25 protein-coding genes and 3 pseudogenes are annotated in these 24,054 nt (G+C 62.3%); 13 read left to right on the top strand and 15 right to left on the bottom strand.

Annotated elements, in window-relative coordinates:
* Positions 1–45: 45 nt before the first annotated feature.
* From ACIGJC_RS30665 to acsA, 10 genes are all read right to left on the bottom strand, one after another.
* Entirely contained in the window at positions 46–693 is a 648-nt protein-coding gene (locus ACIGJC_RS30665) for a response regulator (RefSeq protein WP_483714695.1), read from the bottom strand.
* A gap of 1 nt (position 694) precedes the next feature.
* Positions 695–2,434, bottom strand: a complete 1,740-nt coding sequence (locus ACIGJC_RS30660; protein WP_483714694.1) for a PAS domain-containing sensor histidine kinase — start codon at positions 2,432–2,434, stop codon at positions 695–697.
* Positions 2,435–2,691: 257 nt separating this feature from the next.
* Positions 2,692–3,051 carry a hypothetical protein gene (locus tag ACIGJC_RS30655; RefSeq protein WP_483714692.1) on the bottom strand — a complete coding sequence of 120 codons (360 nt, stop codon included), beginning with the start codon at positions 3,049–3,051 and terminating at the stop codon, positions 2,692–2,694.
* 76 nt (positions 3,052–3,127) lie between these two features.
* Positions 3,128–3,229 (bottom strand): hypothetical protein, encoded by a 102-nt coding sequence (locus tag ACIGJC_RS30650; protein WP_483715175.1) that lies wholly within the window; start codon positions 3,227–3,229, stop codon positions 3,128–3,130.
* A gap of 44 nt (positions 3,230–3,273) precedes the next feature.
* On the bottom strand, positions 3,274–3,759 hold the full coding sequence (locus tag ACIGJC_RS30645) for an ATP-binding cassette domain-containing protein (protein WP_483715209.1): 486 nt from the start codon (positions 3,757–3,759) through the stop codon (positions 3,274–3,276).
* A gap of 640 nt (positions 3,760–4,399) precedes the next feature.
* Positions 4,400–4,648 carry an acyl carrier protein gene (locus ACIGJC_RS30640; RefSeq protein ID WP_483714691.1) on the bottom strand — a complete coding sequence of 83 codons (249 nt, stop codon included), beginning with the start codon at positions 4,646–4,648 and terminating at the stop codon, positions 4,400–4,402.
* Entirely contained in the window at positions 4,645–5,760 is a 1,116-nt protein-coding gene (locus ACIGJC_RS30635; protein ID WP_483714690.1) for a dihydrolipoamide acetyltransferase family protein, read from the bottom strand. Before ACIGJC_RS30635 ends, ACIGJC_RS30640 begins: the two co-directional genes overlap by 4 nt.
* A gap of 61 nt (positions 5,761–5,821) precedes the next feature.
* Positions 5,822–6,784, bottom strand: a complete 963-nt coding sequence (locus tag ACIGJC_RS30630; protein WP_483715173.1) for an alpha-ketoacid dehydrogenase subunit beta — start codon at positions 6,782–6,784, stop codon at positions 5,822–5,824.
* An 8-nt stretch (positions 6,785–6,792) separates the two neighbouring features.
* A complete protein-coding gene (pdhA, locus tag ACIGJC_RS30625) occupies positions 6,793–7,815 on the bottom strand; it encodes a pyruvate dehydrogenase (acetyl-transferring) E1 component subunit alpha (RefSeq protein ID WP_483714689.1) in 1,023 nt (340 codons plus the stop codon).
* Entirely contained in the window at positions 7,812–9,584 is a 1,773-nt protein-coding gene (acsA, locus tag ACIGJC_RS30620) for an acetate--CoA ligase (RefSeq protein WP_483714688.1), read from the bottom strand. The genes pdhA and acsA overlap by 4 nt, the downstream gene beginning before the upstream one ends.
* Positions 9,585–10,230: 646 nt before the next feature.
* Between acsA and ppsA the strand changes: the two genes are divergently transcribed.
* The 3 genes from ppsA to ACIGJC_RS30605 all read left to right on the top strand — a co-directional run bounded on the left by ppsA (position 10,231) and on the right by ACIGJC_RS30605 (position 14,235).
* Positions 10,231–12,657 carry a phosphoenolpyruvate synthase gene (gene ppsA, locus ACIGJC_RS30615; RefSeq protein ID WP_483714686.1) on the top strand — a complete coding sequence of 809 codons (2,427 nt, stop codon included), beginning with the start codon at positions 10,231–10,233 and terminating at the stop codon, positions 12,655–12,657.
* Positions 12,658–12,717: 60 nt separating this feature from the next.
* Positions 12,718–13,215 (top strand): carboxypeptidase regulatory-like domain-containing protein, encoded by a 498-nt coding sequence (locus tag ACIGJC_RS30610; RefSeq protein ID WP_483714685.1) that lies wholly within the window; start codon positions 12,718–12,720, stop codon positions 13,213–13,215.
* Positions 13,216–13,335: 120 nt separating this feature from the next.
* Positions 13,336–14,235 (top strand): purine-nucleoside phosphorylase, encoded by a 900-nt coding sequence (locus ACIGJC_RS30605; protein WP_483714684.1) that lies wholly within the window; start codon positions 13,336–13,338, stop codon positions 14,233–14,235.
* Between the two features lie 584 nt (positions 14,236–14,819).
* Here the strand turns inward: ACIGJC_RS30605 and ACIGJC_RS30600 are convergent.
* A pseudogene (locus ACIGJC_RS30600) lies at positions 14,820–15,097 on the bottom strand (DUF1488 family protein).
* A 225-nt stretch (positions 15,098–15,322) separates the two neighbouring features.
* Here ACIGJC_RS30600 and ACIGJC_RS30595 point away from each other — a divergent pair.
* The 7 genes and pseudogenes from ACIGJC_RS30595 to ACIGJC_RS30565 all read left to right on the top strand — a co-directional run bounded on the left by ACIGJC_RS30595 (position 15,323) and on the right by ACIGJC_RS30565 (position 19,996).
* On the top strand, positions 15,323–16,162 hold the full coding sequence (locus tag ACIGJC_RS30595) for a universal stress protein (RefSeq protein ID WP_483714683.1): 840 nt from the start codon (positions 15,323–15,325) through the stop codon (positions 16,160–16,162).
* Positions 16,163–16,428: 266 nt separating this feature from the next.
* Positions 16,429–16,959, top strand: coding sequence for a nitroreductase family protein (locus tag ACIGJC_RS30590; protein WP_483714682.1), 531 nt, complete (start codon positions 16,429–16,431; stop codon positions 16,957–16,959).
* A 29-nt stretch (positions 16,960–16,988) separates the two neighbouring features.
* A complete protein-coding gene (locus ACIGJC_RS30585; RefSeq protein ID WP_483714681.1) occupies positions 16,989–17,615 on the top strand; it encodes a phosphoribosyltransferase in 627 nt (208 codons plus the stop codon).
* A 46-nt stretch (positions 17,616–17,661) separates the two neighbouring features.
* Positions 17,662–18,050 (top strand): annotated as a pseudogene (locus ACIGJC_RS30580) (ABC transporter permease); the annotation flags it as partial.
* Positions 18,051–18,281: 231 nt separating this feature from the next.
* The gene (locus ACIGJC_RS30575; RefSeq protein ID WP_483714680.1) at positions 18,282–18,785 is read left to right on the top strand and encodes a BCAM0308 family protein; all 504 of its coding nucleotides are present in this window, start codon (positions 18,282–18,284) and stop codon (positions 18,783–18,785) included.
* Between the two features lie 27 nt (positions 18,786–18,812).
* Complete coding sequence (locus ACIGJC_RS30570) at positions 18,813–19,487, top strand: dienelactone hydrolase family protein (RefSeq protein WP_483714679.1); 675 nt, start codon at positions 18,813–18,815, stop codon at positions 19,485–19,487.
* 134 nt (positions 19,488–19,621) lie between these two features.
* The gene (locus ACIGJC_RS30565; protein WP_483714678.1) at positions 19,622–19,996 is read left to right on the top strand and encodes a TraR/DksA family transcriptional regulator; all 375 of its coding nucleotides are present in this window, start codon (positions 19,622–19,624) and stop codon (positions 19,994–19,996) included.
* 471 nt (positions 19,997–20,467) lie between these two features.
* Here the strand turns inward: ACIGJC_RS30565 and ACIGJC_RS30560 are convergent, their stop codons facing one another.
* Entirely contained in the window at positions 20,468–20,686 is a 219-nt protein-coding gene (locus ACIGJC_RS30560; RefSeq protein ID WP_483714677.1) for a hypothetical protein, read from the bottom strand.
* Between the two features lie 217 nt (positions 20,687–20,903).
* Here ACIGJC_RS30560 and ACIGJC_RS30555 point away from each other — a divergent pair, with 217 nt between their 5' ends.
* The 3 genes and pseudogenes from ACIGJC_RS30555 to ACIGJC_RS30545 all read left to right on the top strand — a co-directional run bounded on the left by ACIGJC_RS30555 (position 20,904) and on the right by ACIGJC_RS30545 (position 22,365).
* Positions 20,904–21,218: a GYD domain-containing protein gene (locus ACIGJC_RS30555; protein WP_483714675.1), complete on the top strand. Its 315-nt coding sequence runs from the start codon at positions 20,904–20,906 to the stop codon at positions 21,216–21,218.
* 9 nt (positions 21,219–21,227) lie between these two features.
* A pseudogene (locus ACIGJC_RS30550) lies at positions 21,228–21,697 on the top strand (alanine dehydrogenase); the annotation flags it as partial.
* A gap of 470 nt (positions 21,698–22,167) precedes the next feature.
* Complete coding sequence (locus ACIGJC_RS30545) at positions 22,168–22,365, top strand: hypothetical protein (RefSeq protein ID WP_483714674.1); 198 nt, start codon at positions 22,168–22,170, stop codon at positions 22,363–22,365.
* Between the two features lie 38 nt (positions 22,366–22,403).
* On the opposite strand, the gene ACIGJC_RS30540 is transcribed toward ACIGJC_RS30545, so the two are convergent.
* The 3 genes from ACIGJC_RS30540 to ACIGJC_RS30530 all read right to left on the bottom strand — a co-directional run bounded on the left by ACIGJC_RS30540 (position 22,404) and on the right by ACIGJC_RS30530 (position 23,785).
* Positions 22,404–22,589, bottom strand: a complete 186-nt coding sequence (locus tag ACIGJC_RS30540; RefSeq protein WP_483714673.1) for a sigma factor-like helix-turn-helix DNA-binding protein — start codon at positions 22,587–22,589, stop codon at positions 22,404–22,406.
* A 260-nt stretch (positions 22,590–22,849) separates the two neighbouring features.
* Positions 22,850–23,047, bottom strand: a complete 198-nt coding sequence (locus tag ACIGJC_RS30535) for a sigma factor (protein WP_483715172.1) — start codon at positions 23,045–23,047, stop codon at positions 22,850–22,852.
* Between the two features lie 66 nt (positions 23,048–23,113).
* Complete coding sequence (locus ACIGJC_RS30530; RefSeq protein ID WP_483714672.1) at positions 23,114–23,785, bottom strand: sigma-70 factor domain-containing protein; 672 nt, start codon at positions 23,783–23,785, stop codon at positions 23,114–23,116.
* Positions 23,786–24,054: the final 269 nt, after the last annotated feature.

Genomic DNA, 24,054 nt, shown 5'->3' with positions numbered 1-24,054 from the left:
TCGCTTCGACTGAGTAGCGCCTCGACCGAGGCCCAACGCTAGACCTTAGCAGTCCTCGTCGTCGCCAAACAAATGATGGTGCAGGGCATACCGTACCAGCGCGGCTTCGCTTGACATCCCCATCTTCTCCATCAGGCGCATTTTGTAGGTACTGACGGTCTTGGCGCTGACACACAGCACCGCAGCGATGGCTGTCAGCGAATCGCCCAGGACCAGACGGCGATAGACCTCCAGTTCGCGGTCGGACAAGTGCAGGTGAGGGGTCTCGCAATGTTGATCTTGCAAGCTCGTCGCGAGTTTTCCTGCGATGGCAGGGCTGACATAGGTGCTGCCATTGGCTACCTGACTAATGGCAGCGACCACTTCATTCGCGGCGCATTCCTTGGTCAGGTAGCCGGCAGCCCCCGCCTGGAAGGCGCGGACAATGTATTGTTCCTCCGCATGCATGGTAAGCACGAGAATGCGCAACGCCGGCTGCTCGTCCCGCAACAGGCGAATCAGCTCCAACCCGCTGCGTCCCGGCATGGAGAGGTCAAGTAACATCACTTGCGGCCTGCAATCGCGCACCAGAGACAGGACTTGCGCCCCGTCCGCGGCTTCGGCGACGACCTCGAACTTGCCGGCTCGCTCCAGGATCTGCCTGAGCCCGTCGCGGACCAATGCGTGATCGTCGGCAATCATGACGCGTACCACGTTAAGTCTCCTTGACCTGGGGGACTTGTACCATCAGGCAAAATCCTTTACCAGGGGTGCTGTCGATCGAGACGGCGCCACCCAAGAGGCGTGCCCGTTCCCGGATGCCGAGCAGGCCCAGCGACTTGCGCGGCCCGCCCCCGGAAGGCTTTCTGTCCCAGCCCACGCCATCGTCTTGTATCTGCAGTTCTATCTGGCTCTCTTTCCGGGTAAGGCGGATCTGTACTGCCGTTGCGTCGGCATGCCGGATGACATTGCTCAACGCTTCCTGGGCAATGCGGAACATGGCGATTGCCGTTCGCTCCGGAACTTCCGCATCGACGCCATCGACGCTTACCGCCAATCCGTACCGGTCGGCAAAATCATTGGCCAGCCATTCAATGGCGGGGAGCATCCCAAGTTCGTCGAGCAGCGCCGGCCGTAGGTCACTGGCAATGCGGCGAACCGAGGCTACGGCGTCGTCGATGACTTCGTCCATGGTATCCATCTCCTGAAGGAGGTCCGCAGCATCACGGCCGTCCTTCATGTCGGTGCGGAGCATGGCCGTGTCCATCTTCAGCGCGCTGAGCCGCTGGCCCAGGTCATCATGGAGTTCGCGCGCAACGCGCCGCTTTTCCTCCTCGCGTGTGGCGAGAACGCTCCCAGAGAGCTGCTGCAGTTCCTCACGCGAACGCCGCAGAGCTTCCTCGGCACGAACGCGTTCGGTGATGTCGCGCAGCATCACCGTGTACAACTTGGTGCCACCGTCAACGGTTTGCGAGATGGACGCCTCGATCGGGAATTCGCTGCCGTCCCGACGTAAGGCATGGAGTGCCCGTTGACGTCCCATCTGGCGCTCGGACACACCGGTAATGCCGAACCGGCGCACATGCTCCGCATGGGAGGCCCGGAAGCGCTCAGGAATGAAATCGCTGAGCGGGCGACCAATCGCCAGTTCGGCAAGCCAGCCAAACAAGCTCTCGGCCATCGGATTGAACAGCACGACGCGCTGATTACTGTCCACGGTGATGATCGCCTCCATGGCTGAGCGGATGATGCCCCCCAAGCGCGCCTCGCTTTCCTTCACGCGCTGGAGACTGCTTCGCAGCGCCTCATCCGCGCGTGCACGTTCGGTGATATCGCGCAGCATCACCGTATATAGTTTGGTGCCTCCGTCCGCCGTTTGCGAGATGGACGCTTCGATCGGAAATTCGCTGCCGTCTCGCCGCAAGGCGTAGAGGGCTCGTTGACGTCCCATTTGGCGATCCGACACCCCGGTGATACCGAACCGGCGTACATGCTGCTCATGCGCAGCCCGGAATCGATCGGGAATGAAATCGCCGAGCGGGCGACCAATCGCGAGTTCGGCTGGCCACGCGAACATGGCCTCGGCCATTGGATTGAACAGCACGACGCGTTGGTCGCTGTCCACGGTGATGATCGCTTCCACGGAGGAGCGGATGATCCCCGCCAACCGCACCTCGCTTTCCTTCACGCTCTGAAGACCGTCTCCGGAGGCGCGCCTGAGCCTTACCAGCCGGATCCAGTAAAGACCAACCACCAGTCCGATGCCCGCCCCCAACACAGGCACCAACGGTAACAGAAGCTCCTGGTACCGTTCGGCGGTGACCCGAACGAGGTAGGCCACCACGATGCAAAGCACGACTGCACCACTGCCAATCGCGAAATCGATAGCAAGCGCGGGCGCTTTTCTGGACGATGGCGGCCGGGCCTTGCCTTTGGGGACGAAAGGGTGGGTCATGCAACGCGCACTGTCTGGCTAGTCTCGTGCGTTTTCAGCACTTATCAACACTATAGGGGGACAGCAGTCAATGGCAACCCGTCGGCAAAATTGTGCCACAATCGGTACCTCGCATAACGTAAGCTGCCGGCTATGGAAGGTGGCCAGCGTTGTTTCCGCTGGAAGCTTGTTGGCGGCGGCGCAGCGACGCGGCACACCTGGCGGGCGCACCAACGCCGGGCGGCCGCGTTCATTCAGGCGCATTATGAGGCAGCTCCTCATCCACGCGTAGACGCGAACCAGGAGTTCGACCAGAAGGGCAGGATGACCGGGATCAGCAAGAGGTTTCGCTGGCGGCGGGCGCTACGCGCAATCCACCAGGCCAGCGAATACGCGGCCGCCAGGCAGATCAAAGTGGTCAGCGCGGCATAACCTGCCGATCTCAAGAGTAGCCGGGCATACAGCGGTTCCCGTAGCCGCTCACGGACATTGTCGAGCGTGAACAGGTCCTGCCACCGGACAGGTGCCGGCACCGCCATACCGCCAGGAAACAACGGCATCAGCCCGCCGCTTTCGCCTGGAGAGCGGAAAGCAGCCACCAGCATGATGGCAGACGGCGCCGCAATGAGCACGACCAAGAAGACAATCGGCACGCCGCAGGCAACCCATCGAGTCATCTGGTTTGTGTGGATCCTCACTTTCTCCCCCGTTGTTTCAGCGACTAAGGAAAATGCCGGCATTGTCGGGCCAGTCAAGCACGACATGGTCTCCCTGCGAGAGCTGCTCGCCGGTGGCCGGGCCAGTGTTGGCCACCATCGCTTGCAAGCGATGCCCGCTGCTCAGTTCGACCTGGTAAAGCGTCACATCGCCTCCTGGTAGAGGCGGTCCCGCACCGTCCCTGACAGCAGGCGCTGGCCGGCTGGCTGCTCCGGGAACTCCCGCATGCCGCGAATCCGGATCTGTTCGGGGCGGATAGCGACGGTGCCCCGGCTGCCCGCGGCCATTGGTCCGCTGGCCTGCACCTGCAGTGTGCCAATGCCGCTAACGCGCACCTGGAGACGGTTCTGCGCTCCCTCTTCGACTGTCGCGTCAAACAGGTTGCATGAGCCGATGAATCCGGCCACGAACCGGGTGGCAGGAAAGCGATAGATTGCCTCGGGACTATCGACCTGGACGATTCGCCTCTCCTGCATGACCGCAATGCGCGGAGAGAGGGCGAGCGCATGGGTCTGGTCGTGCGTCACGTAGACGAATGCCACGCCGAGTTGCCGCTGCAGGGCAATGAGTTCTTGCTGCATTTGCGCCTGCAGGGCGGCATCGAGTGCCGACAGCGGCTCGTCCAGCAACAGCAGGCGCGGGCTTGCCGCGAGTGCGCGCGCAATGGCGACACGCTGGCGCTGTCCTCCGGAAAGTTGGTCGAGAGCGGTTGATGTTCACGACAACCAGACCGGCGCGCAGGATGCCGAACATGGCCACCAAGTATTGCAGAATATTTGGCAGCATCACCGCGACGCGGTCACTCCGGCACAGTCCCGCCTGCAGCAGGTAGGCGGCAAATTGGCGAGTCAGCTGTCCAGGTCAGCGTAGCTCAGGCCAACGCCCATGTGGGTGAAGGCCGTACGCGAGGCGTACTGCCTGCACCTTTGCGTGAGCATGTCAGGGACCGAGCCGAAGCGATGAGCGTCAATTTCCGCCGGTACACCGGCGGGTTAATTTTCCAGCCACACCGGATCCGGCTTGCATTCCGTGCTGTTCATGTTCGATGGGATGAGTCTTCAGAATTTACCGACCGAGCCGGGCCGCGGGTGCGGCCGGCTGGCGCGATGCGCCGGGCTGCAGCGTAGCCGCGCACAGGTGATGCTCGCAGGGGAGCGCATGGGCCGCGGAGCGGTGGCTTGCAATCAGTGTTTGACTACACATCATTGGTCTGATTGATGCAAACCGCTCTCGATTCCCCATGCAGCCCAGGCGAGACACAGCCGGCGCCTATTGGCCCTGAGCGGCCTCGATGTAAGAGACGACGTCGTCCAGCGTCACTAGGCGGGCATAGTCGGACTCCGGAATTTCAACCTTCAGCTTCTGGTGCAAGGCAATTAGGAAGTGGAGCCAATCCATCGAATCCAGATCCACTTCCCTGCGCAGGGGGCGATTCGCGCGCAGGGTCTCCACCTCGACCTCGGGGGCGATCTCGCGCAGGGTAGACAGGACGATATTGCGGATGTCGGCATTGTTCATCGCTCAAGCTCGCCAGGATGTTGGAGTAACTCCCTCAGCTCCGCCAGGAACATCGCCCCGCGATGTCCGTCGGATACGCGATGGTCGGCAGACAGGCTGGCCGCCACGACCGGCATCACCGTTATCGCACCATTTTCTGCCCAGGCCTGCTCGACAATCCGGCCGAATCCCACCAGCGCAACCTGCGGCGGATAGATGACGCCAAAGACTTGTGCCACACCCTGGTCGCCAAGGTTGGTTACCGTGACGGTGGACTCCGACAGTTCGGCACGCTTGAGCGAGCCGGCGCGGCACCGTGTGACCAGGTCGGCCAGTTCTTGCATCAATTGCGCCGGCGACTTGCTATCGGCATCCAGCAGCGCTGGTGCCACCAGACCTCCCTGTCGCAGGGAAATGGCGACCCCGACATGCACCGCCGTAGCAGGCTGGAACACGCCGTTGCGAAAGAAACCGTTCAGTTCTGGGAAGCGCGTGAGGGCAAGCGCGACGGCCCGGATCAGCAACACCGCCGGCAGGATACGCTCGGCCATGGGCCGATGGGCATTCCATTGCGTGAGCCAGGCCAGCGCCGCCCGCAGCGGAATCGTTTCTGCAACGTAATAGTGCGGAATCTCGCGCTTGGCCCGTGCCATCGCGGCACCGATGGTTTTGCGGATATCGGCCGATCCGTCGCCTGAAGCGGCTCCGGGCATGCGCGAACCCGGTTCGACATCTGCCAGCGTTACCGCACCACCCGGACCGGTACCGGTCACGACATCGACATCAATGCCATGTTCCCGCGCGAACTTGCGGGCTGCCGGCGAAACCATGCGGCGCTGTGGCGCGCCGCCCGACGCGTGAGGCGCGGGCATGGGCCGAGCGTCCGCCAGCGCCTCGCCAGGCTGAAGGAGGATCGCCATCACCGTGCCGACCGGCATCTTGTCTCCGGGCGAGACCAGGAGTTCTCCGACGATGCCGTCATGCCATGATTCCACGTCGATCGCCGCCTTGCTGGTATCCACGACAGCAAGAACCTGCCCCTTTTTCACAACGTCGCCGGGCTTCACGGCCCATTGGAGCAGTGTGCCCTCGTCCATGTCGGCGCCCAGCGAGGGCAGGCGGAATTCAATCATGCCGTCCTCGCCGACAGACCGCGCATCCGGGGAGCCGTAAGGCCCCAGGCTGGCAGCTTGTTCATGAGATCAGCTGGATCGCCGCAGCCGCGATCTTGTTCGCCTGGGGCAGGGCAGCCTCTTCCAGGTGTCTGGCGTAGGGGATCGGCACCTCTTCGGCGCACACACGGGCCAGCGGCGCATCGAGTTCATAGAAGACTTGCTCGACGATGCGCGCCATCAACTCCGCGGCCAGGCTGACGCTGCGCCAGCCCTCGTCGACGATGACCGCGCGCCGGCATTTCGCCACGGATGCCATGATGGTCGCATCATCGAGCGGGCGCAGCACGCGCAGATCGACCACTTCAGCACCGATGCCTTGCGCGGACAGGAGATCGGCAGCCTGCATCGCCTTGGGCAGGCTGCCGCCGTAGGCGATCAGGGTCACATCCTTGCCGGTGCGCTGGACCCTGGCCGACCGGATGTCCACGCTGGAGGTCTCGGGAATATCGCCGTCCATGTTGTACAGGCCGGCATGTTCGAAGATCAAGACGGGGTCGGGGTCGGCCAATGCAGGGGCCAGCATCCGGCGTGCGTCCTCGACCGTGGCGGGGGACAGCACCTTGAGGCCTGGTATGCCAGCGAACCAGCCCTCGAAGCTGTGGGAATGCTGGGCCGCGACCTGACGCCCCGCGCCGGTCGCCATGCGTATGACCAGAGGCACCGAAAACTGTCCGCCTGACATGTGACGGTAGAGCGCAGCGGTATTGACGATCTGGTCGAGGGCGAGAAGGCTGAAATTGACCGTCATGACCTCGACGATCGGGCGCATGCCACCCAGGGCGGCGCCGATGCCGGCGCCGGTGAACCCGAGCTCCGAGAGGGGCGTGTCGCGGATGCGTTCCGGCCCGAACTCCGCCAGCAAGCCCTTGGAGACTGCGTAGCTGCCGCCATAGCGGCCTACATCCTCTCCCATCATGAAGACGCGGGGATCCGCGGCAAGGGCCTCGCGCAGGGCTTCACGCACGGCCTCGCGGTAACTCAGGTGCACGGTCACGAAGTGCCTCCGATTGGCGCGCAGACGTCTTTCAGCAGATCTTCGACAGGCTCCCAGGTGCCCGCCTCGGCGAAGGCCTCAGCCTTGGCAATCTCCTCGCCCACCTCGGCATCCAGCGCGAGGAACTCGTCTTCCGTCAGCTTGCCCTCGGCCTTGAGCCGGGCGGTGAAGGTATGAATGGGCCCGCGCGCCTTCCAGGCGTCGACTTCTGCCGCCTGGCGGTAAAGATCAGGGTCGTACATCGAGTGAGGCCGGAAACGATAGGTGCGCAGCTCAAGGAACTCCGGCCCCTTGCCTAGCCTGATTCGTTCCACCGCGCCCCTGGCGGCTTCGCAGACGGCTACCACATCCATACCGTCCACGGGGATTGCCGGCATGTTGTAGGAGGCGGCCTTGACGCAGAGTTCTGTCTGCGATTCATGGCGCTCCAATGCCGTTCCCATCGCGTATAGATTGTTTTCACAGCAGAACAGAATCGGCAGCTCCCACAAGGCCGCGAGGTTCATCGACTCGTGAAACGCGCCTTCGGCCACCGCTCCGTCGCCGAAGAAGCAGGCGGTGACGCGCCCGGCGTCCTGCATTTGGCTGGCAAGCGCCAGTCCCACCGCCAGGGGCAGGCCCGCACCCACGATGGCATTCCCTCCGAAGAGACCACTGGCGCGATCAAACAAGTGCATGGAGCCGCCGCGTCCTCGCGCACAGCCTTCCCGCTTGCCATACATCTCGGCCATCAGCACACCCATGTCCATGCCGCGAACCAGCGCGTGCCCATGCTCCCGGTAGGTGGCGACCACTTCGTCTTTGGGAGACAGCGCATGAAGAACACCCACGCAGACGGCTTCCTCTCCAATGTATAGATGAAGGAAGCCGCGGATCTTGCCTTCGCCGTAGCGCTCCGCGCATCGCTCCTCGACACGACGAATGCGCAGCATGTCGCGCAGCAATGTCAGCGCGAACGCCTTTTCGTACGGCACCGGGCCGGCAGGCGGCGGCGGGGCGGGATGATCGATGTGGGTCATGATCCGGCTTCCAGGGTGGAGATGTCTCCCTCGGGCAGGCCAAGCTCGCGGGCCTTGAGCAGGCGGCGCATGATCTTGCCGCTACGTGTTCTCGGCAACTCCGCCTGGAAGGCGATCTCTTTCGGGGCTACCGCTGCACCGAGGCGGCTTCTCGCGTGGCCAAGCAACTCCATGCGCAGGGCTTCACTTGGCTCGAAGCCATTGTTGAGCGACACAAATGCCTTCACCACTTCACCTGCAACGGGATCCGGCTTGCCAATGACGCCGGCTTCGGCCACGGCCGGGTGCTCCATCAACGCGCTCTCGACCTCGAACGGGCCGATCAGGTGCCCGGCGGACTTGATGACATCGTCGGCACGGCCGACGAACCAGTAATACCCGTCGGCGTCGCGGCGCGCAAGGTCGCCCGTCAGGTACCAGTCGCCGGCAAAGCACTTGCGGTAGCGCGCTTCGTCATTCAGGTAGGCGCGAAACATCGACGGCCAGCCGCGCCTGAGGGCCAGCTCTCCCTCGGTTCCGGGCGTATCGACTACCTCGGCCTTTCCGGATTCGAGGCGCCGTACAATGGCAGCCTCCACGCCCGGCAACGGCCTGCCCATCGAGCCCGGCTTGATATCGAATGCGGGAGTATTGGCGATCATGATGCCGCCGGTTTCCGTCTGCCACCAGTTGTCATGGATTGGCAGGCCGAGAACCTGCTTGCCCCACCAGACCGCTTCAGGATTCAGCGGTTCGCCGACACTGGCGATGAACCGCAGCCGCGGGAAATTTCGGGCTTTCGCCATGTCGGCTCCCGCCTTCATCAGCATGCGAATGGCCGTCGGCGCCGTGTACCAGACGGAGACGCACTCCTCAGCAAGGATACGGTACCAGCGTTCCGCGTCGAAGTCCTCGGGGTCCACGATGGATGTCACGCCGTGCAGCAGCGGGGCGATGGTGCCATACGAGGTGCCCGTCACCCAGCCCGGATCTGCCGTGCACCAGTAGACGTCTTCGGGATGAAGATCCAGCGCATGCAGGCCGGTCGCCCAGTGGGTGACCAGAGCCCCGTGGACATGCACTGCGCCCTTTGGCGTCCCCGTGGTGCCACTGGTGAAATGCAGCAGCGCCATGTCTTCGGCCGAGGTAGGAGTGCTGTCGCAAGTGTCAGGCACGCCATCCATCATGGCGGCCAGATCTATCGTGCCCGGAATGGTGGTTGGACCGCCTTCTTCGGCGACCAACAAGATATGCTTAAGGCTTGGCATCCGGTCACGCCACCTGGCAACCTTGCGCGCGTAGAGCCGATCGGTTGTCACCAACACGGTTCCGCCGCCCAGATTCAGGCGCGTTGCAATCGGCTCTGGACCGAATGCCGAAAAGAGAGGGCAGACCACGGTGCCGCTCTTCAGTCCTCCAAGCAGGGCGGTATAGAGCGCCGGGATGCGCCCGGCCAGAATGAAGAGCCTGTCGCCCTTGCACACGCCAAGGGCGCGCAGCACATTGCAGAAGCGATTGACAAGACTGCCCAGTTCTTCGTAGCTGACGTCACGGGCTGTCGAGCTGCCACCTCCGGCAAGAAAGCGCAAAGCCACCTTCCGGCCCATGCCGGTCGCCACGTGGCGATCCAGGGCATGCCACGCCATGTTCATTCCGCCATCCGGCTGTGTGCCGAGAGCCGTCCGGACAGCATCCCAGGAAAAGCGGCGACATTCCGCCTCGTAATCGTCCAGATTTGGCGGTACACGCAGATCCACTGCCGTCTTGTGGATGATTGATGAGGAGTCCATTACTTGCCGGCACGCTTGCGATGCGTCTGGCCGTCCTCTGTCGCGGTTAGACCCCGATCACACATGGCGGTACTCTCTTGCGCGGCAGCCCAAAGACTCTGGCGCTGTCCCATGAAATTGCACCCCCATCCCTGACACCGTTGCGTATAGCTGATGAATCCGTATGGCAGACGACCCGAGAACGATCAAACCTCAATCAGCAATGCGCAGGCATATTGGGGCTGTCCTGGCGCCAGCGATTCGCCAGCCTTTCTATCTAGTAAATCTGGAGCAGCAGGTAGATGCTTGATCTACCGCAAGCGGCTTGATGCGCGACGTGTGGACGACGGCCTTCCGAGTTACCGGTGGAAGGCGCAGTGGCCCTATGCGGCACCCATGGCGTCGCTACCTTGAGCCATATCAAGGTGGCGCGGGCGTGGCGTCCTAGATTGAAGGGCACCCTCCGCATGCTGCTGCTGCGCGGCTGTCACGAAGGTCATGGTTTTGCCCGAAAGCATGGTGAAGGACCGGTAGTCCACTCTGTTGTTTGGTATTGGGAACGGATTAACAGGTTCTTGGTAGCGGGCTCAGTGATTGTCCAACGCGCGAAGGCCGTTGCGCGCTGCTAGGGGGGCTGCGGCACGAGACGGACGTCGGGGAGCAGCACATGCCAAGTAATACTGTGCAGGTAGTCTGGTTTGAGGAACTCCGACGCGCCGACATCTCGCGCGTGGGTGGCAAGAACGCCTCGCTGGGAGAACTGACCGGCAGCCTGGGCACCCAGGGTATCCGGGTGCCGCCGGGATTCGCCATTCCGGTCGGCGCCTACTGGCATTTCATTGAGGCAAACGGGCTCAGCGCAATGATCAAATCAACGCTTGCAGAGCTCGCGAGCGGAAAGTGCTCTCTCGCCGAGGGGGGGACGGCGATTCGCCGCGCGATCCTCACCGGCGAGTGGCCTCGATTGACCGCTCAGGCAATCGGGCAGGCCTATGCCACCCTGAACCATCGGACCGGCCAGCCCGACGTGGACGTGGCGGTACGCTCGAGCGCGACGGCCGAAGATCTGCCCGAGGCGAGCTTTGCCGGGCAGCTGGAATCCTTTCTGAACATCAGAGGCGAGCATGCACTGCTTGATGCATGCCGCCGGTGCTACGCATCCCTTTTTACCGATCGGGCAATCAGCTACCGCCAGGCGAAGGGAATCGATCACCTCCAGGTCGGCCTATCTGTTGGTGTCCAACGCATGGTGAGAGCGGACCTGAGCGGCGCCGGCGTGATGTTTTCCATCGATACGGAAACCGGATTCGATAAAGTGGTTCTGATCAACGCGGCATGGGGGCTGGGCGAGAACGTCGTCCAGGGGGGCGTCGATCCTGACGAGTACGAAGTGTTCAAGCCATTGCTGTCGGATCCTTCGCTCACGCCCATTGTCGGGAAGAAGCTGGGCGAAAAGGCCGTGAAGCTTATCTACACAAGCGATTCCACCTGCCCGACAAGGAATATACCGACAACGACAGCGGAGCGCGCAGCCTTCGTGCTGGGCGACGAGGAGATCCTCACACTATCGCGCTGGGCCTGCGCGGTCGCTGACCACTACGGCCAGCCTATGGACATTGAATGGGCGAAGGACGGTGTAACGGGTGAGATTTTCGTCGTACAGGCCCGCCCTGAAACCGTCCAGTCTCGACGCGAATCCAGTGCGGTCAAGACCTATCGCATCAAGAAAGCGGGCAAGCCATTGGTGACGGGCGTAAGCATTGGCGATGCCATCGCCACCGGTCCGATTTGTGTCATCGAGAATCTGCGGGAAATGGCGCGCTTTGTCGATGGCGCGGTGCTTGTGACCAGGACCACGGATCCCGACTGGGTACCTGTCATGCGACGGGCGGCCGCGATAGTCACCGACCAGGGTGGAAGGACCTCCCACGCGGCGATAGTCAGCCGTGAACTCGGGCTTCCGGCAATCGTCGGGACCGGCAATGCAACCGGCCTGCTGCATGAGAATCAGAATGTGACGGTCTCCTGCGCCGAAGGTCGGGAGGGCTTTGTCTACGAAGGCATCGCCGAGTACGAAGTCGAGAAAATCGATTTCGGCAGTATCCCAGAGACCCGCACCAAGGTCATGCTTAACCTGGCAAATCCGGCAGCAGCATTTCGCTGGTGGCGAATGCCCGCCGACGGCGTCGGATTGGCCCGGATGGAGTTCGTAGTAAGTAACCATATCAAGATCCACCCGATGGCGCTGGTCTTGTATGACTCCCTCAAGGACGAGGCAGCGAAGCGAACCATTGCCGAATTGACGGCCGCTTACGACAGCAAGACAGAGTATTTTGTAAGCCGGCTCGCGCGTGGACTGGGGAGGATTGCCGCCGTGCAATATCCGCGGCCCGTGATCGTCCGCATGAGCGATTTCAAGACCAACGAGTATGCCCGGCTGATCGGTGGAGCGGAGTTCGAACCTTTGGAGGAGAATCCCATGCTCGGATTTCGCGGCGCCTCACGGTACTACTCGCCGCGCTATCGGGATGGCTTCGCCCTGGAATGTCAGGCAATTGCCCGCCTGCGCAAGCAGATGGGATTCAGCAATGTCATTGTCATGATTCCATTCTGCCGGTCTGTGAAAGAAGCCGACCTTGTGCTGGAGGTCATGGCGGACAACGGCATCGTACGGCACAAAGACGGCCTGGAAGTCTACGTCATGTGCGAGATTCCATCCAACGTCATCCTGGCAAAGGCTTTCGCCAAACGCTTCGACGGCTTCTCGATTGGCAGCAACGATCTGACGCAGCTGGTGCTCGGCGTGGATCGTGACTCGGCCGATCTTGCCGGCTTGTTCGACGAAGAAGACGAGGCGGTTAAATCGATGATCCGGAGTGTCATTGCGGCGGCCCACGAGGCAGGAGTGCACGTAGGCTTGTGCGGCCAGGCTCCGAGCGACCACCCTGGATTCGCTGGATTCCTGGTCGAATGCGGCATTGATTCCGTTTCCGTCACTCCTGACAGTTTCATCGCAGTCAAACGCGACGTTGCAAGCGCTGAAGCCGCCATGGCGGCCAGGCGAATGGGCGGCGTCGAGGGTGACACACTTTGACAGTCGGCTCCGGGCGCAGCCGGCACTTCGGACTTCCATCCATATATACGGGGCAGGCAAATGCAGATTCTAGAAGAACTTAACATCGGAATATCATCGCTGTTGGCTGCGCTATTGGCGACGCTGTTGGCGGCGGGTTGCGCAACGCCGACGAAATCGGCGGAAGACCTAGTTCAGATTATGGAGCAGCGCGGCATTCCCTACGCTTGCGCCAGGGACGATGAAGCCAGTAAGCGGGCCATGCAGGAAGTCGCGGATCGCTTTAATGTCCGACTCAGCATGGTAGATGCGAGCAGCGGCAGACCCCTTAGCGGGGTAGCTGTTGTCGTGGCCAGCGTCGATGGCAAACCGGTGCTGCGCATTGTGGCCAGCGGTCCACTGTTATACATGCGACTCAAGCCAGGCGCTTACCGGCTCACGGCGGGATTCCAAGGCCGCGATCAGATACGAGACATCGTGGTGGCTAACCAGGCACTGGACATGTCATTCCGATTCCAGGTGAATAAGCTGGAAGATGACTGGCTCCTTTGCAAAAATGCTGTGTGCCCTTGCCGCTAGAACAGGGGCCGACGCTGGACCGCTCATGCGTGCTCAGCAGTTCCGGTTCGATCCGCAGCGCTGGCGAGGGCTTGAGATGACATTTGGCGATGCAAGCCTCGACACACAGGAGCTGGCGCCATGACTCACACGTTGCTATCGCCCATGGGGGGGCTTGATCAAACCGAACAGGCAGCCAAACGGATTCGCCAACGCGTCGGCGAATTCATTCCCCAAATTGGCATAATCCTTGGCTCTGGACTCGGTGATCTGGCGCAAGCAATCGAGAATGCCATCGTGATTCCATATGCGGAACTGGCGGGATTCCCGCAATGCCTGGTGGAAGGCCACGCTGGTGAACTCGTTCTCGGCCGGTTGCGCGGGGTGGATGTCATGTGCATGCGCGGCCGGCAGCATTTCTATGAAGGACATGGAACGACGGGAATGACGCAGGCGGTCCGTACAATGAAACGGATGGGATGCGACCGGCTAATCGTGACAAGTGCAGCAGGCTCGCTGCGCCCCGGCGTGGGACCTGGCCGCCTGGTAGCGATCACGGACCACATCAATCTGCAACCGGGCAATCCATTGATCGGTCCCAACGATGACCAGATTGGCCCTCGTCTCTTTCCCATGGCGAACGCATATGACGCTAACTTGCGTCAAGAGTTGCACGCTGCCGCGCAGGTGCTTGGACTGCCGTGGGCCGAGGGAGTGTACGTGGCCTTCAGTGGCCCGGCATTCGAGACCCCTGCGGAGATCCGAATGATGCAGGCCATTGGTGGCGACGTTGTGGGGATGTCGACAGTTCCAGAGGTAATCAGCGCAAGGCATTGTGGCCTGCGGGTGCTTGCCATTGCTTCCATCACCAACCTCGCCGAGGGAATCGGGAATGAAGTCCTGTCTCACGAGATGACGTTGCAGTACGCGACGATGGCCTTGCCCGACCTGCAGCGACTGATATTCGGCTGGCTCGACCAACAGGCATCGTCGGGCCGTTTCACAAGGTCAACGCAAGGACCAAGCCCGTCCGGCGGTTAACAACTCAGCGTCAGAATGCGATCTCGGCTTGGATAGCAGGCTGTTGAAAAGCACGTAATGAAGGGCGCATAGCCACTCAAACCGGAAAGGGCTGCAGCAAACGAAAGGCAGCAGGCTAGAGGCTGGGCCCCGATACCAAAGGTGGATGTCGACGTCGTTCGGTCAGCGAGCGTGCGCGCCCTGTATTTCTGCAAATGCAGATTGGCATGAGTGAAGCACCTGTAAGTTCTTCCAGTACAGATCCAGGAGTTTCTTTGCCGTAGAGCAATCGCATTCCATACGCGTTCCATGCTTGGATATGCCGTACCATTCGGCAAATCTGCGCCTTGCACTCCTCAATATTGAGGTCGATCACCACAGCGAGCGGGTCTGGTGTGGCAACCCATTGAGAACCCTGCTGTTCGCGAGGCGTTTACCCCTACACCGACTAGATGATCCCCAACACGAAAAGCTTTGAACGACATCGACGTGCCCTTGCCGAGGGTGCATATCGTAGAGCCGAAGGTAAGGGTCGCGTCAAAAGCGTTCTTTCCAGTGGGGCGAGGTCTGGCCGAACCGCTGAATGTGCAATCGTCAACATTCGCCTAAGCGGGGAACCGGAAGTGGCCGCTATGCAGAACGATGCTATGGGCGCCGTTCATCTCGAACATGCTACGGGCAACGTTCTCGATGGCCTCGCGATGGACCGAGAAGGCGGACGCCAGGTCTTCATAGAGATACGACCTGGCACCGAAATGGTCTTCCAGCGGCTCCGCCGTAATCTCGAATGTTGCGGCGGCGCCGTCGAACAGGCCGCGCACTGCAGGCCGGGACCCGCCGGGCAATAAGCTGGTACGGGATCCGGAAAGCCAATCTGGCTCATGCAGCAATCCTGCTCGCGGTGAATCCTGATCATTCCGCGTTCCTGCGAATATCAGAAGGCTAGATGCAGGGGCACAGCAGGACTTGACGCGTATCAAGCCGGAAGAGGACCGTGCGCCACCATCGCGAGTCTTGACGTGCGACAACCGCGCTGATGCACTGCGATCTACATTGCAAATATCGATTCAATGCTGATGTATCGGACCGTGTAATAGGAGATTGCCCTATGGACTACGCGACCATACTGGTTCATCTGGATGCCAGCCGCCGCATGCACCAGCGGTTGCACATCGCCATCATGCTGGCGCGGGACTTTCACGCAACGCTGGTAGGATTTTTCGCGATCGGCCATGCGGATTCCCGTTCAATCCGCTACCTTGCCGATGGAGACCGCCTCCTGGCTTCCTTTCATGAATGGCACCAGCGCACCGGCGAGGTGGCACGGCATTCGTTCCTCGGCGCCACGGACGAGTTGCCGATTCCGACGGAGTGGCATGCGCCGGAGGGTGCCGGGGCCGACAGCGTGGTCGCACAGGCCCATACGGCCGACCTGCTGGTGTTGGGACAGCACGATCCTTCTGACAAGGATGCCTTCGCCGGACATCACTTCGTCGAGTCCGTGGTGCTGCAATGCGGCCGCCCGGTGCTGGTCGTGCCCTATGAGGGGGTGTTTCCGCATCCGGGGAAGAATGTCCTGGTCGCATGGAATGGGAGCCGCGAGGCCGCCCGAGCCATTCACGATGCACTGCCATTTCTGCGGGCTGCGCAATCCGTCGATGTGGTCTCATGGAACCAGCCGGACAGGGCGCTCAATCCATGGCTCTCGCCACCGCGCTTTGCGATCGAATGGCTGGCCCGGCATCAAGTGCAGGCCAAGCTTCACGACCTCACTGCGGCAAGCGGTGACGATATAGGGCAGATGCTGCTGTCATTCGCCGCGGATCAGGGCTCGGACATGATCGTCATGGGCGCCTACGGACACGGCAGGATGCGCGAGCTTGTGCTCGGCGGCGTGACGCGTACGCTCCTCGAGTCGATGACCGTGCCGGTAATGCTGTCGCATTGATTGTTTGACGGGCATGGACATGGCCATGAGCCCATCCACTATGTGGCGAACCTGGCAGGCAACGTGCGGGACGCCCGTGCTCATTGGCGCCGCACGCGCGCACGACCTGCATCCCTGTCGATACCGACGCCCGTGGCGTGGCGGGCGCAAGAAATTGGGTATCGACGTGCAGGCACAGCAAGAAAGAAGGGCGCTCCACATCAGCAGGGACCGGACAGCCACCTGCAACCGCGCGAATGAAGCCGGTGCCTCAGACCGAAGGCGGTATGCCGTTGCTGACCGCGCTTCACAAGCGCCGGTCCACCCGCAGCTTTGCGCAGCGTCCGCTGGACGAGGCGCTGCTGTCTACGTTGTTGTGGGCGGCATTTGGCATCAACCGGATAGACTCCGGCTTGCGCACCGCACCCTCTGCCCGCAACTGGCAGGAGATCGACGTGTACGTTGCCTTGCCGGATGGCCTCTACATGCTGGAACCGCCAGCCTGGCGCCTCAGGCTCGTGACCGGCGAAGACCTCCGCGCGGCCACTGGCCTGCAAGACTATGTATCGGCTGCGCCGCTCAACCTCGTCTATGTCAGCAGGCTGTCGAGGTTGGACGAGACTGACAAGCCGCTGCGTCAGTTCTATACCGCCCTGGATACCGGCTACATCAGCCAGAACGTGTACCTGTTCTGTGCCGCATCGGGCCTCGCGACGGTGGCGCGGGGGCTGCTGGACCGGCGCGCGCTCTCAAAGGCAATGCGGCTGGACCCCGACCAACGCGTTGTCCTCGCCCAAAGTGTGGGATTTCCTGGGTGACCCATCGAGCGCCGCAGAAGGAGAAAAGCATGCCGTTCATCGACAGGGGGGATGCCGCCAGGCAACTGGCGAAGGCGTTGCGCCGATACGCTGGCAAGCATCCGCTCGTGCTGGCCGTCCCGCGTGGGGCCGTCCCGATGGGCGCGATCATTGCTCAAGCGCTCGGGGCGGAGTTCGACATCGTGCTCGTACGCAAGCTTGGCGCACCGGGGAATCCAGAACTTGCCATCGGCGCTGTGGACGAGAGCGGCTGGACGTATCTGACTCCCCATGCTGCGATGTATGGTGCTGACAGCGTATTCGTTGACCGCGAACGCGCCAGCCAGCTTGATACGCTGCGCCGCCGCCGGGCCATGTACACGCCCGGGCGTGAAGCCGCCAGTGCGGCGGGCCGCTTGGTGATCATCGTTGACGATGGCCTGGCGACCGGCGCTTCCATGATCGCGGCACTGCATGCTGTCCGGGAGCAGAACCCCTCGCGCCTGGTATGCGCGGTGCCGGTGGCACCTCGGCAGACGCTGGAGCGCCTGCGTCCATACGCCGACGAGGTGGTGTGCCTGGAATCGCCGGCCGCATTCCGCGCTGTCGGTGACTGCTATGGCGAGTTTCCGCAGGTTGAAGACGAGCAGGTCATTGCCTGCCTGAACGCGCGCTGAGACGGGATGTTCCCACCATTCCCCGAACCAGCCGCAACGAGCGGCGATTCCGGGCGTCCTGCTGCTGGCTTACAAGCTGCTGGTCAGCGACCGCGCCAAGTTCACCGGTCTGCTGGTCGGCATCACGTTCTTGGTGTTCCTGATGATCGAGATGGCCTCGCTGTTTGCCGGGGTCCTGAATCGGTCGTCATCGACCGTCTTCAACATCGGCGCCAGCATCTGGGTCATGGTTCCGGCTGTCAACACCGTGGCAAACACCATCGGAATGCCGGACTATGTACTAGATGTCGTGCGAAGGATCGACGGCGTACGCCCTGCGTGCCGCTATATTCGGGCGGGGCGCTGGTACGTCTTCAGTGCGGTACCTATCAGCCTGTGACTGTGATCTGCATCGACGACACCAGCCTGTTCGGCCGTGCGCGCCTCGGATGCGGGGACGCTTGAGGACGGCTTCTGCCTGCGCGGCTGCGATCCTCGCCTGCGTTCGCGCGGCGACTGTGCAATTCCTTTGATCCAGCTTAAGTCACGGCCTGGCCTGGCGCATAGCTTATCTCTATGTGACCGGCGATTGCTGCCGAATGAGGTGGAGCGCGAAGCAGCCTGTTACGACATTTTCACCGGCGTGCCGGGTCGTCAGGCCGGATCCCCAGAACCGAGGAGCCCAACATGAAAGTCCGAGCACAGTTTGCGAAAGTCCGTCCCGTGCGGTGGAGTCCATTTCCCGTCGAGCATATTGCGGACCGCTACAAGCAGCCCGCGGCGGCGCCAGCGCTGGCGTCCTGTCCCGTCTGCCACGCCGTCTTCATGCGGGGGCACTGGCAGTGGCGCGCGGTGCCATCCGGGGCAGTGCGTCTGGTCTGTTCGGCATGCGCCCGCATCGCCGACAACATGCCTGCCGGGCGCGTGGTCCTTGCCGGCGACTTTGAGGCTGCACATCGCCACGAGATCCTGGCTCTCGTCCGCAATCGCGAGGCGGGCTTGCGCGCACAACATCCGATGGAGCGACTGATGTCGGTCCAGTCGGACAACCAAGGCACCACCATCGCAACCACGGGCGTGCACCTGGCGCGCGATGTCGGCAACGCCATCCATCATGCTTACCGCGGCAAGCTTACGATCGACTATGACCATGCCGAAACCGAATTGCACGTGAACTGGCGCAGGGACTGATCGGGGCACGCGAACAAGGGGGCGCGAATGAAACTCATCACTGCGCAACAGGTGGTGATTCGCGCGGATGACGTGGCACTTCCGGGGGAACTGGCCTTGCCTGAAACGCCTTGCGGGATTGTGCTGTTCGCCCACGGGAGCGGCAGCTCTCGCCATAGCCCCCGCAATCGCCAGGTTGCATCGATATTGCATGGCGCGGACATCGGCACGCTGCTGTTTGATCTGCTGACGCCGGAAGAGGATATCGATCTGACGCGGCGTTTCGATATTTCCCTGCTGAGCAAAAGACTGCGGGCCGCGACCGAGTCGGTGGAAGGCCTGGCCGGGCAGCGTCGGCTTCGCCTAGGGTACTTCGGTGCAAGCACCGGAGGCGCCGCGGCCTTGCGTGCCGCCGTCGCACCGCCGGCGCACCTGTGTATCGACGCGGTCGTGTCCCGGGGCGGGCGGGTTGATCTCGCCGACCACGATGCGCTCTGCCGCCTGGCCGCTCCTCTGCTGATGATCGTCGGGGAAAATGATCCGGTCGTCGTCAGTCTCAATGCCCGCGCCGCAGCGTGGATACCATGCGAGAAGCGACTGGAAGTGGTTCCCGGCGCTACCCACCTGTTCGAAGAGCCTGGTGCCCTGGAGCAGGTAGGCAGGCTTGCCGCCGAATGGTTCGTTTGCCACTTTGCTGCCGCCGAAACGAAAAGGGAAACGTAGCACTCTCGGTGCCCGTCTGACCCCTGCTTCAGCGCCTTCCTTGGGGATGTTCAGCCATCCGCAAGGCGATCGCGCAATACGCGGCAGCGGTCGCTTCATGAAGCGAGAATGATGAATGCCCAAGGAGGCCTGTCATGCCCGAGCTAACCACGCAGGAATCCGCAGCCCTGGCCGCACAACTGGACGCAGGCGAGGCCCGTATCCGGGCCGCCGCCGGGACTGCGGCCTCGCCGCTTGTGGCGCCGTTGCAGCCCGAGGCGCGGGACGAAGCCGACCTGGCCGAAGAGGAAGTCGTACAGCGCCAGGCAGACGCGATGCTGGAGCATTACCGCATGGAACTTGCGGACATTCAGGCGGCAAGGGAACGCATGAAGTCGGGCCAGTACGGCACCTGCACCGATTGCGGCGAGCCGATACCGTATTCGCGTCTCGAGGCTTACCCGACCGCAAAGCGATGCACCGACTGCCAACAGGCGCACGAGCGTCGGTTCGCTCGTGATCGCGGATAAGAAGGAATATGAATAAGGAGGCACGGCGGCGGACGGTGCGCTGCCGCCTGGCAAGCGCCAATCGTGACTGAGGCTAATGCCGAAGCCGCCAGCCAGCTCACAGTCGATGACGCCGGCGGCATAGGCAAATAACCAGTTTTCCGCTTCCAGCGGCGTTGCAGGCGGATGGCCCCAGTCCGGCGTGAAGCACACACCCGTGCGCACACCAATGTCCTGGCCGGGCTCGCTGATCTTGACGCGACCGTTCGAATTCGACGTGCCCAAGGCAACTGCGTCGGGCACGCCGATGACGATCCGGAATCCCTTGTACGACCGCTCTCGTTCGAACATCTGATCCTCCGTTGATGGATGGGAGCCGACTGGGCCCGGATTCCCGCATCGCAAGAACGAAAAAGGCGGGCGCGTGCAGGCATGCGCGCCCACTGCCATGGCGGAACCGCGAGGGCGCTCAGGGAAAATCGTACTCCCGCATCATTTCCGCGGTAATGGCCTTGACTGCAGTCTGGCATGCCGGCGCGACGCCGGGTAAGGCTTCAATGCGCCAGTTGCACCCGCTGTTCGTGCCCGGGTCGACGCGTAGCGGGAGCGGAATATCCGAATTGCGGCAAGCGTCGCCAAGGTCGGCTTTTTCCTGCAGGCGACGCAGGATTTCATTGCGATCTGCTCCGCGCTGCCCTTGTTCTTGATCATCTCGGGTTCTCCTGAAAGAAAAAGGTGGCCATCCCGGCGCGTCATGCCTGGGTCGGGGTGACATGCGAGGCAGCCCGCCTGGAGTTACGCGGTCGGATCGAGAAGCAGGCCAGAACTCCCTGTAGCTTGTCTCCCGGATGTTGTGCTGGGACAAAGGCCCGCCCTCCAGCGATCGCTAGGCTATAGCTATCCGGGCCGCCAGTCAAAGGAGCGGAAGATGCCAATCTTCATCATGGAAACTCGTGTGTCGGTGGAATCGCTGCGGCAGCCTCGGTCGTTCGAAGCGCTAGAGCGTGGGGTTACGGATTATGTCGAGAAGGCTTGTCTGGACATTAAGTGGCTGGGCAGCTACGCGACCATGGGGCCCTATGACTACCTCGATATCTTCGAGGCCAACGACATTGAAGCGGCGATGCGCGTGTCGGTCCTGGTGCGTGCGTATGGACACGGCGAGGCGACGATCCATCCTGCGGTCGACTGGGGCCGATTCAAGCATTTGGTGCGGAATCTCCCGGAATTGCCGCCTGTGTGAGCCAGCCTCATGCGAATCGGCGTCCCAAAGGAAATCAAGAACCCGGAGTACCGGGTCGGCCTCACACCGGCCAGCGTACGTGAACTGGTCAGCCGGAGCCACAATCGGCCCCTCCGACCATTCCTACAAGCTGGCCGGTGCCCAACTGGCCGTGGATGCCGAGGAGGTCTTCGCCTCGGGCGAGATGATCGTGAAGGTCAAGGAACTGCAACCGGCGGAGCGGGCACTGCTCAAGCCCGGACAGATAGCAGACTGCGGACCTGGTGAAATCCGGCGCAGTTTGTGTTGCCTACGAGACCGTGACAGCCCCGAGCGGCAGCCTTCCTTTGCTGGCGCCCATGAGCGAGGTGCCCGGTCGCATGTCCGTGCAGGTGGCCGCAGCCTACCTGGAGAAGCCGCGGGATGGCATGGCTCTGCTGCTGGGCGGAGTGCCGGGGGTTACCGAGACCCGCGGACCGATGGTCGGCAAGCGGGTGGTGCGTGGCTCGGAAATGGAATGCCGTTCGCAATCCCGGATGCAGTCCCACTGATCCCGGTAGGGAGGCGGCAGGTTCGAGGAGTCAGACCGTCACATTAGGCGCGTGTCCTGTGCTGCTGACCAGCGCTAGTAACGAATCGCCGTTCTGTGCATAGGCGAATCTTGGCGCGTTAGCGCGAGCTTTCACATCCCGATTGAGGGCAGGCGGCTTGTGCCAGACGTTCATACCCTACTTGTACAGAACCCCGTAGCGCGGTCGGCGTTTAACTTGCCCGGGCGGCCAAAGTTGCTCGGGCTGCTCAAAGCGGCCATTCCATTTGATTCAGCGCAAATACGCCGGAATTTGATGGCGCCCCATGGCGCGTCGACTTCTATAGTCTCAGACACAGTGCGGCGGCTGAGTCTAGCAGCTCAGGAGGGGCCGCTGCGGCGCACCAGGCGTGACCCGTCAATTACTGCCGGAGACATAAGATGCTGAGTCCCCACGAGATTGCAGCCCTGATGGTTCTCAGTGACGCGAAGAGTCACCGTGAACTGGACCCAGCCGACATCGGCGCTCTTGTCGAGCGCCAGTTAGTCCGTCTCGAAGCCGCGACAACAGACCGCAGGCAAATTCGAGTAACCGGGAAAGGGCGGCAACTTCTGGAGGCGATCACCAACGGCCTTTGACGGGGCCGGTTCAGTGCGGCTGGGAGTGCCTGGCGCTTTTATCCGCCGCAGTGTCTCGCAGTGTCTTCTACCAGAAACGTCCTCGCTCCTTCTGCCTGTCCCGACGTACGCAGTGTTTCCATTGCCTGCCTTTCGGTGCGCCGGATTCGTTCGCGCGACATGCCGGTCAGCCTGGCGATTTCCTCGTAGGCCATCGGCTCAACGCCCCAATGCCGAACCTGCATCGCAACACGGTAGCTTCATCCGGTGTCATAGCTGCAAGCTATGGTAGAGACAAACTCGCGCATGCGCTTGTCCAACGCTGTCCTGAACGGGTCGGGTGCCGCCTGATTTTCGAGCATTTCCGCTAGCGCGGTATCGCCGGACAGTACCGGTGCGTCGAGCGAGACTGGTTCACCAGGCAGCGTTTCTCTCGCTCGAATCCGCGTTCAACAGCAAGTTTCGCCAGGGCGGCCGCCATTCGCCCGGTGCGCTGGCAGATACGTTAGGTAGTCAGAAGTACGCGGCGCAGGTTGTCGCCGACATTCACTGGTAAGCGCATCGTCCGTGCACGATCAGCCACCGCACGCGCGACGGCTTGCCGAATCCACCACGTTGCATGGGCTGAGAACTTGAAACCGCGCTGGTACTGGAATTCCTCGATGGCCCGCATCAGGCCAATATTGCCTTCCTGAACGGTCAGCCAGGTCCAGCCCGCGATGCTGGTACCGTCTTGCGATTGACACCACCAGTCGAAGGTTGGCCTCCACTATCTTCCGGGTAGCTCGGGCGATCCTGTCTTCGGCCGCCAACGTGTCATGCAACAGCGCACTTGTCGCGGCGAACCCCTCGCTGGTGGCGCCGTCCCCTCGCGCTTCGCGTGTCTGCAGGCTCCGCATGACATGGCACGCACAGTCGACGGTGCGGGCCGGTTCACCATGTGCGAGCAACATCGCAAAGATGGCCTGTCGGGCGCGCTGGTACCCGACCGATTCGGCGCCGCCTTGTCGCAGCGCGGTCTGCATGCGCCGCAGCGACTGGCGGACCTCGTCAATCCGTGCCGGGTCGGCGCCGGCGGCCTGGAATGGCGCAACCAGCCACATTTCAAGCGCACGAGGCAAACCGCGAGCGCCCACAGTACTCCACGCCGCCCGGTTTCGATTTCCTTTGCTAGCGTCACTTCCTCATCCCTGGTAAGGAGGGCGACGGCCTGCATGCGTCGCGCAGAGATGGCAAGCGGGTCGGTTGAAGCGCCCATCCCGGCGGCCGCGTCAGCCAGCAAACTCCCCGCTTCCTCTATGACGCCCGGGTCGATGGAGTGTGCTTCGTGGTTGCGCAGGGCGTCGGCCTCCGGAAGCTCGTCGAACACGGCAATGCCCATCTGGGTCAGCGCGGCAAGCAAGGGTTCGACGCTGTCCGGCGAACTGTCTTCCGACGGCAAAGCGTCGACGAATGGATCAGATATCCGCGGTCGGTTGCAAGCGTCAGCAACTGGGTTATGGCTTGCGTATGGTTGTCCGCGTCGGCTGCACGGGTATGGGAGGTCATAAAGCTGGCCGCCTTTTCAGGCGGTAGAGGCCGCGCCGAGACTACGCGGACGCCCGTCCGCTTCGGCTTGCGTATGTGGGGTTCTTAGTGAAATTCGCAAGCAGCGCGTTTCGCGAACGCTGCATGTTCACGGGGCGGTCCGCCTGTGGCTTCAAAGCCACC

The sequence above is a fragment of the Cupriavidus sp. C3SS-1 genome (genome assembly GCF_057073755.1).
The sequence above is the reverse complement of the archived record's forward strand: the minus strand, read 5'-3'. Positions and strand labels throughout refer to the sequence as shown.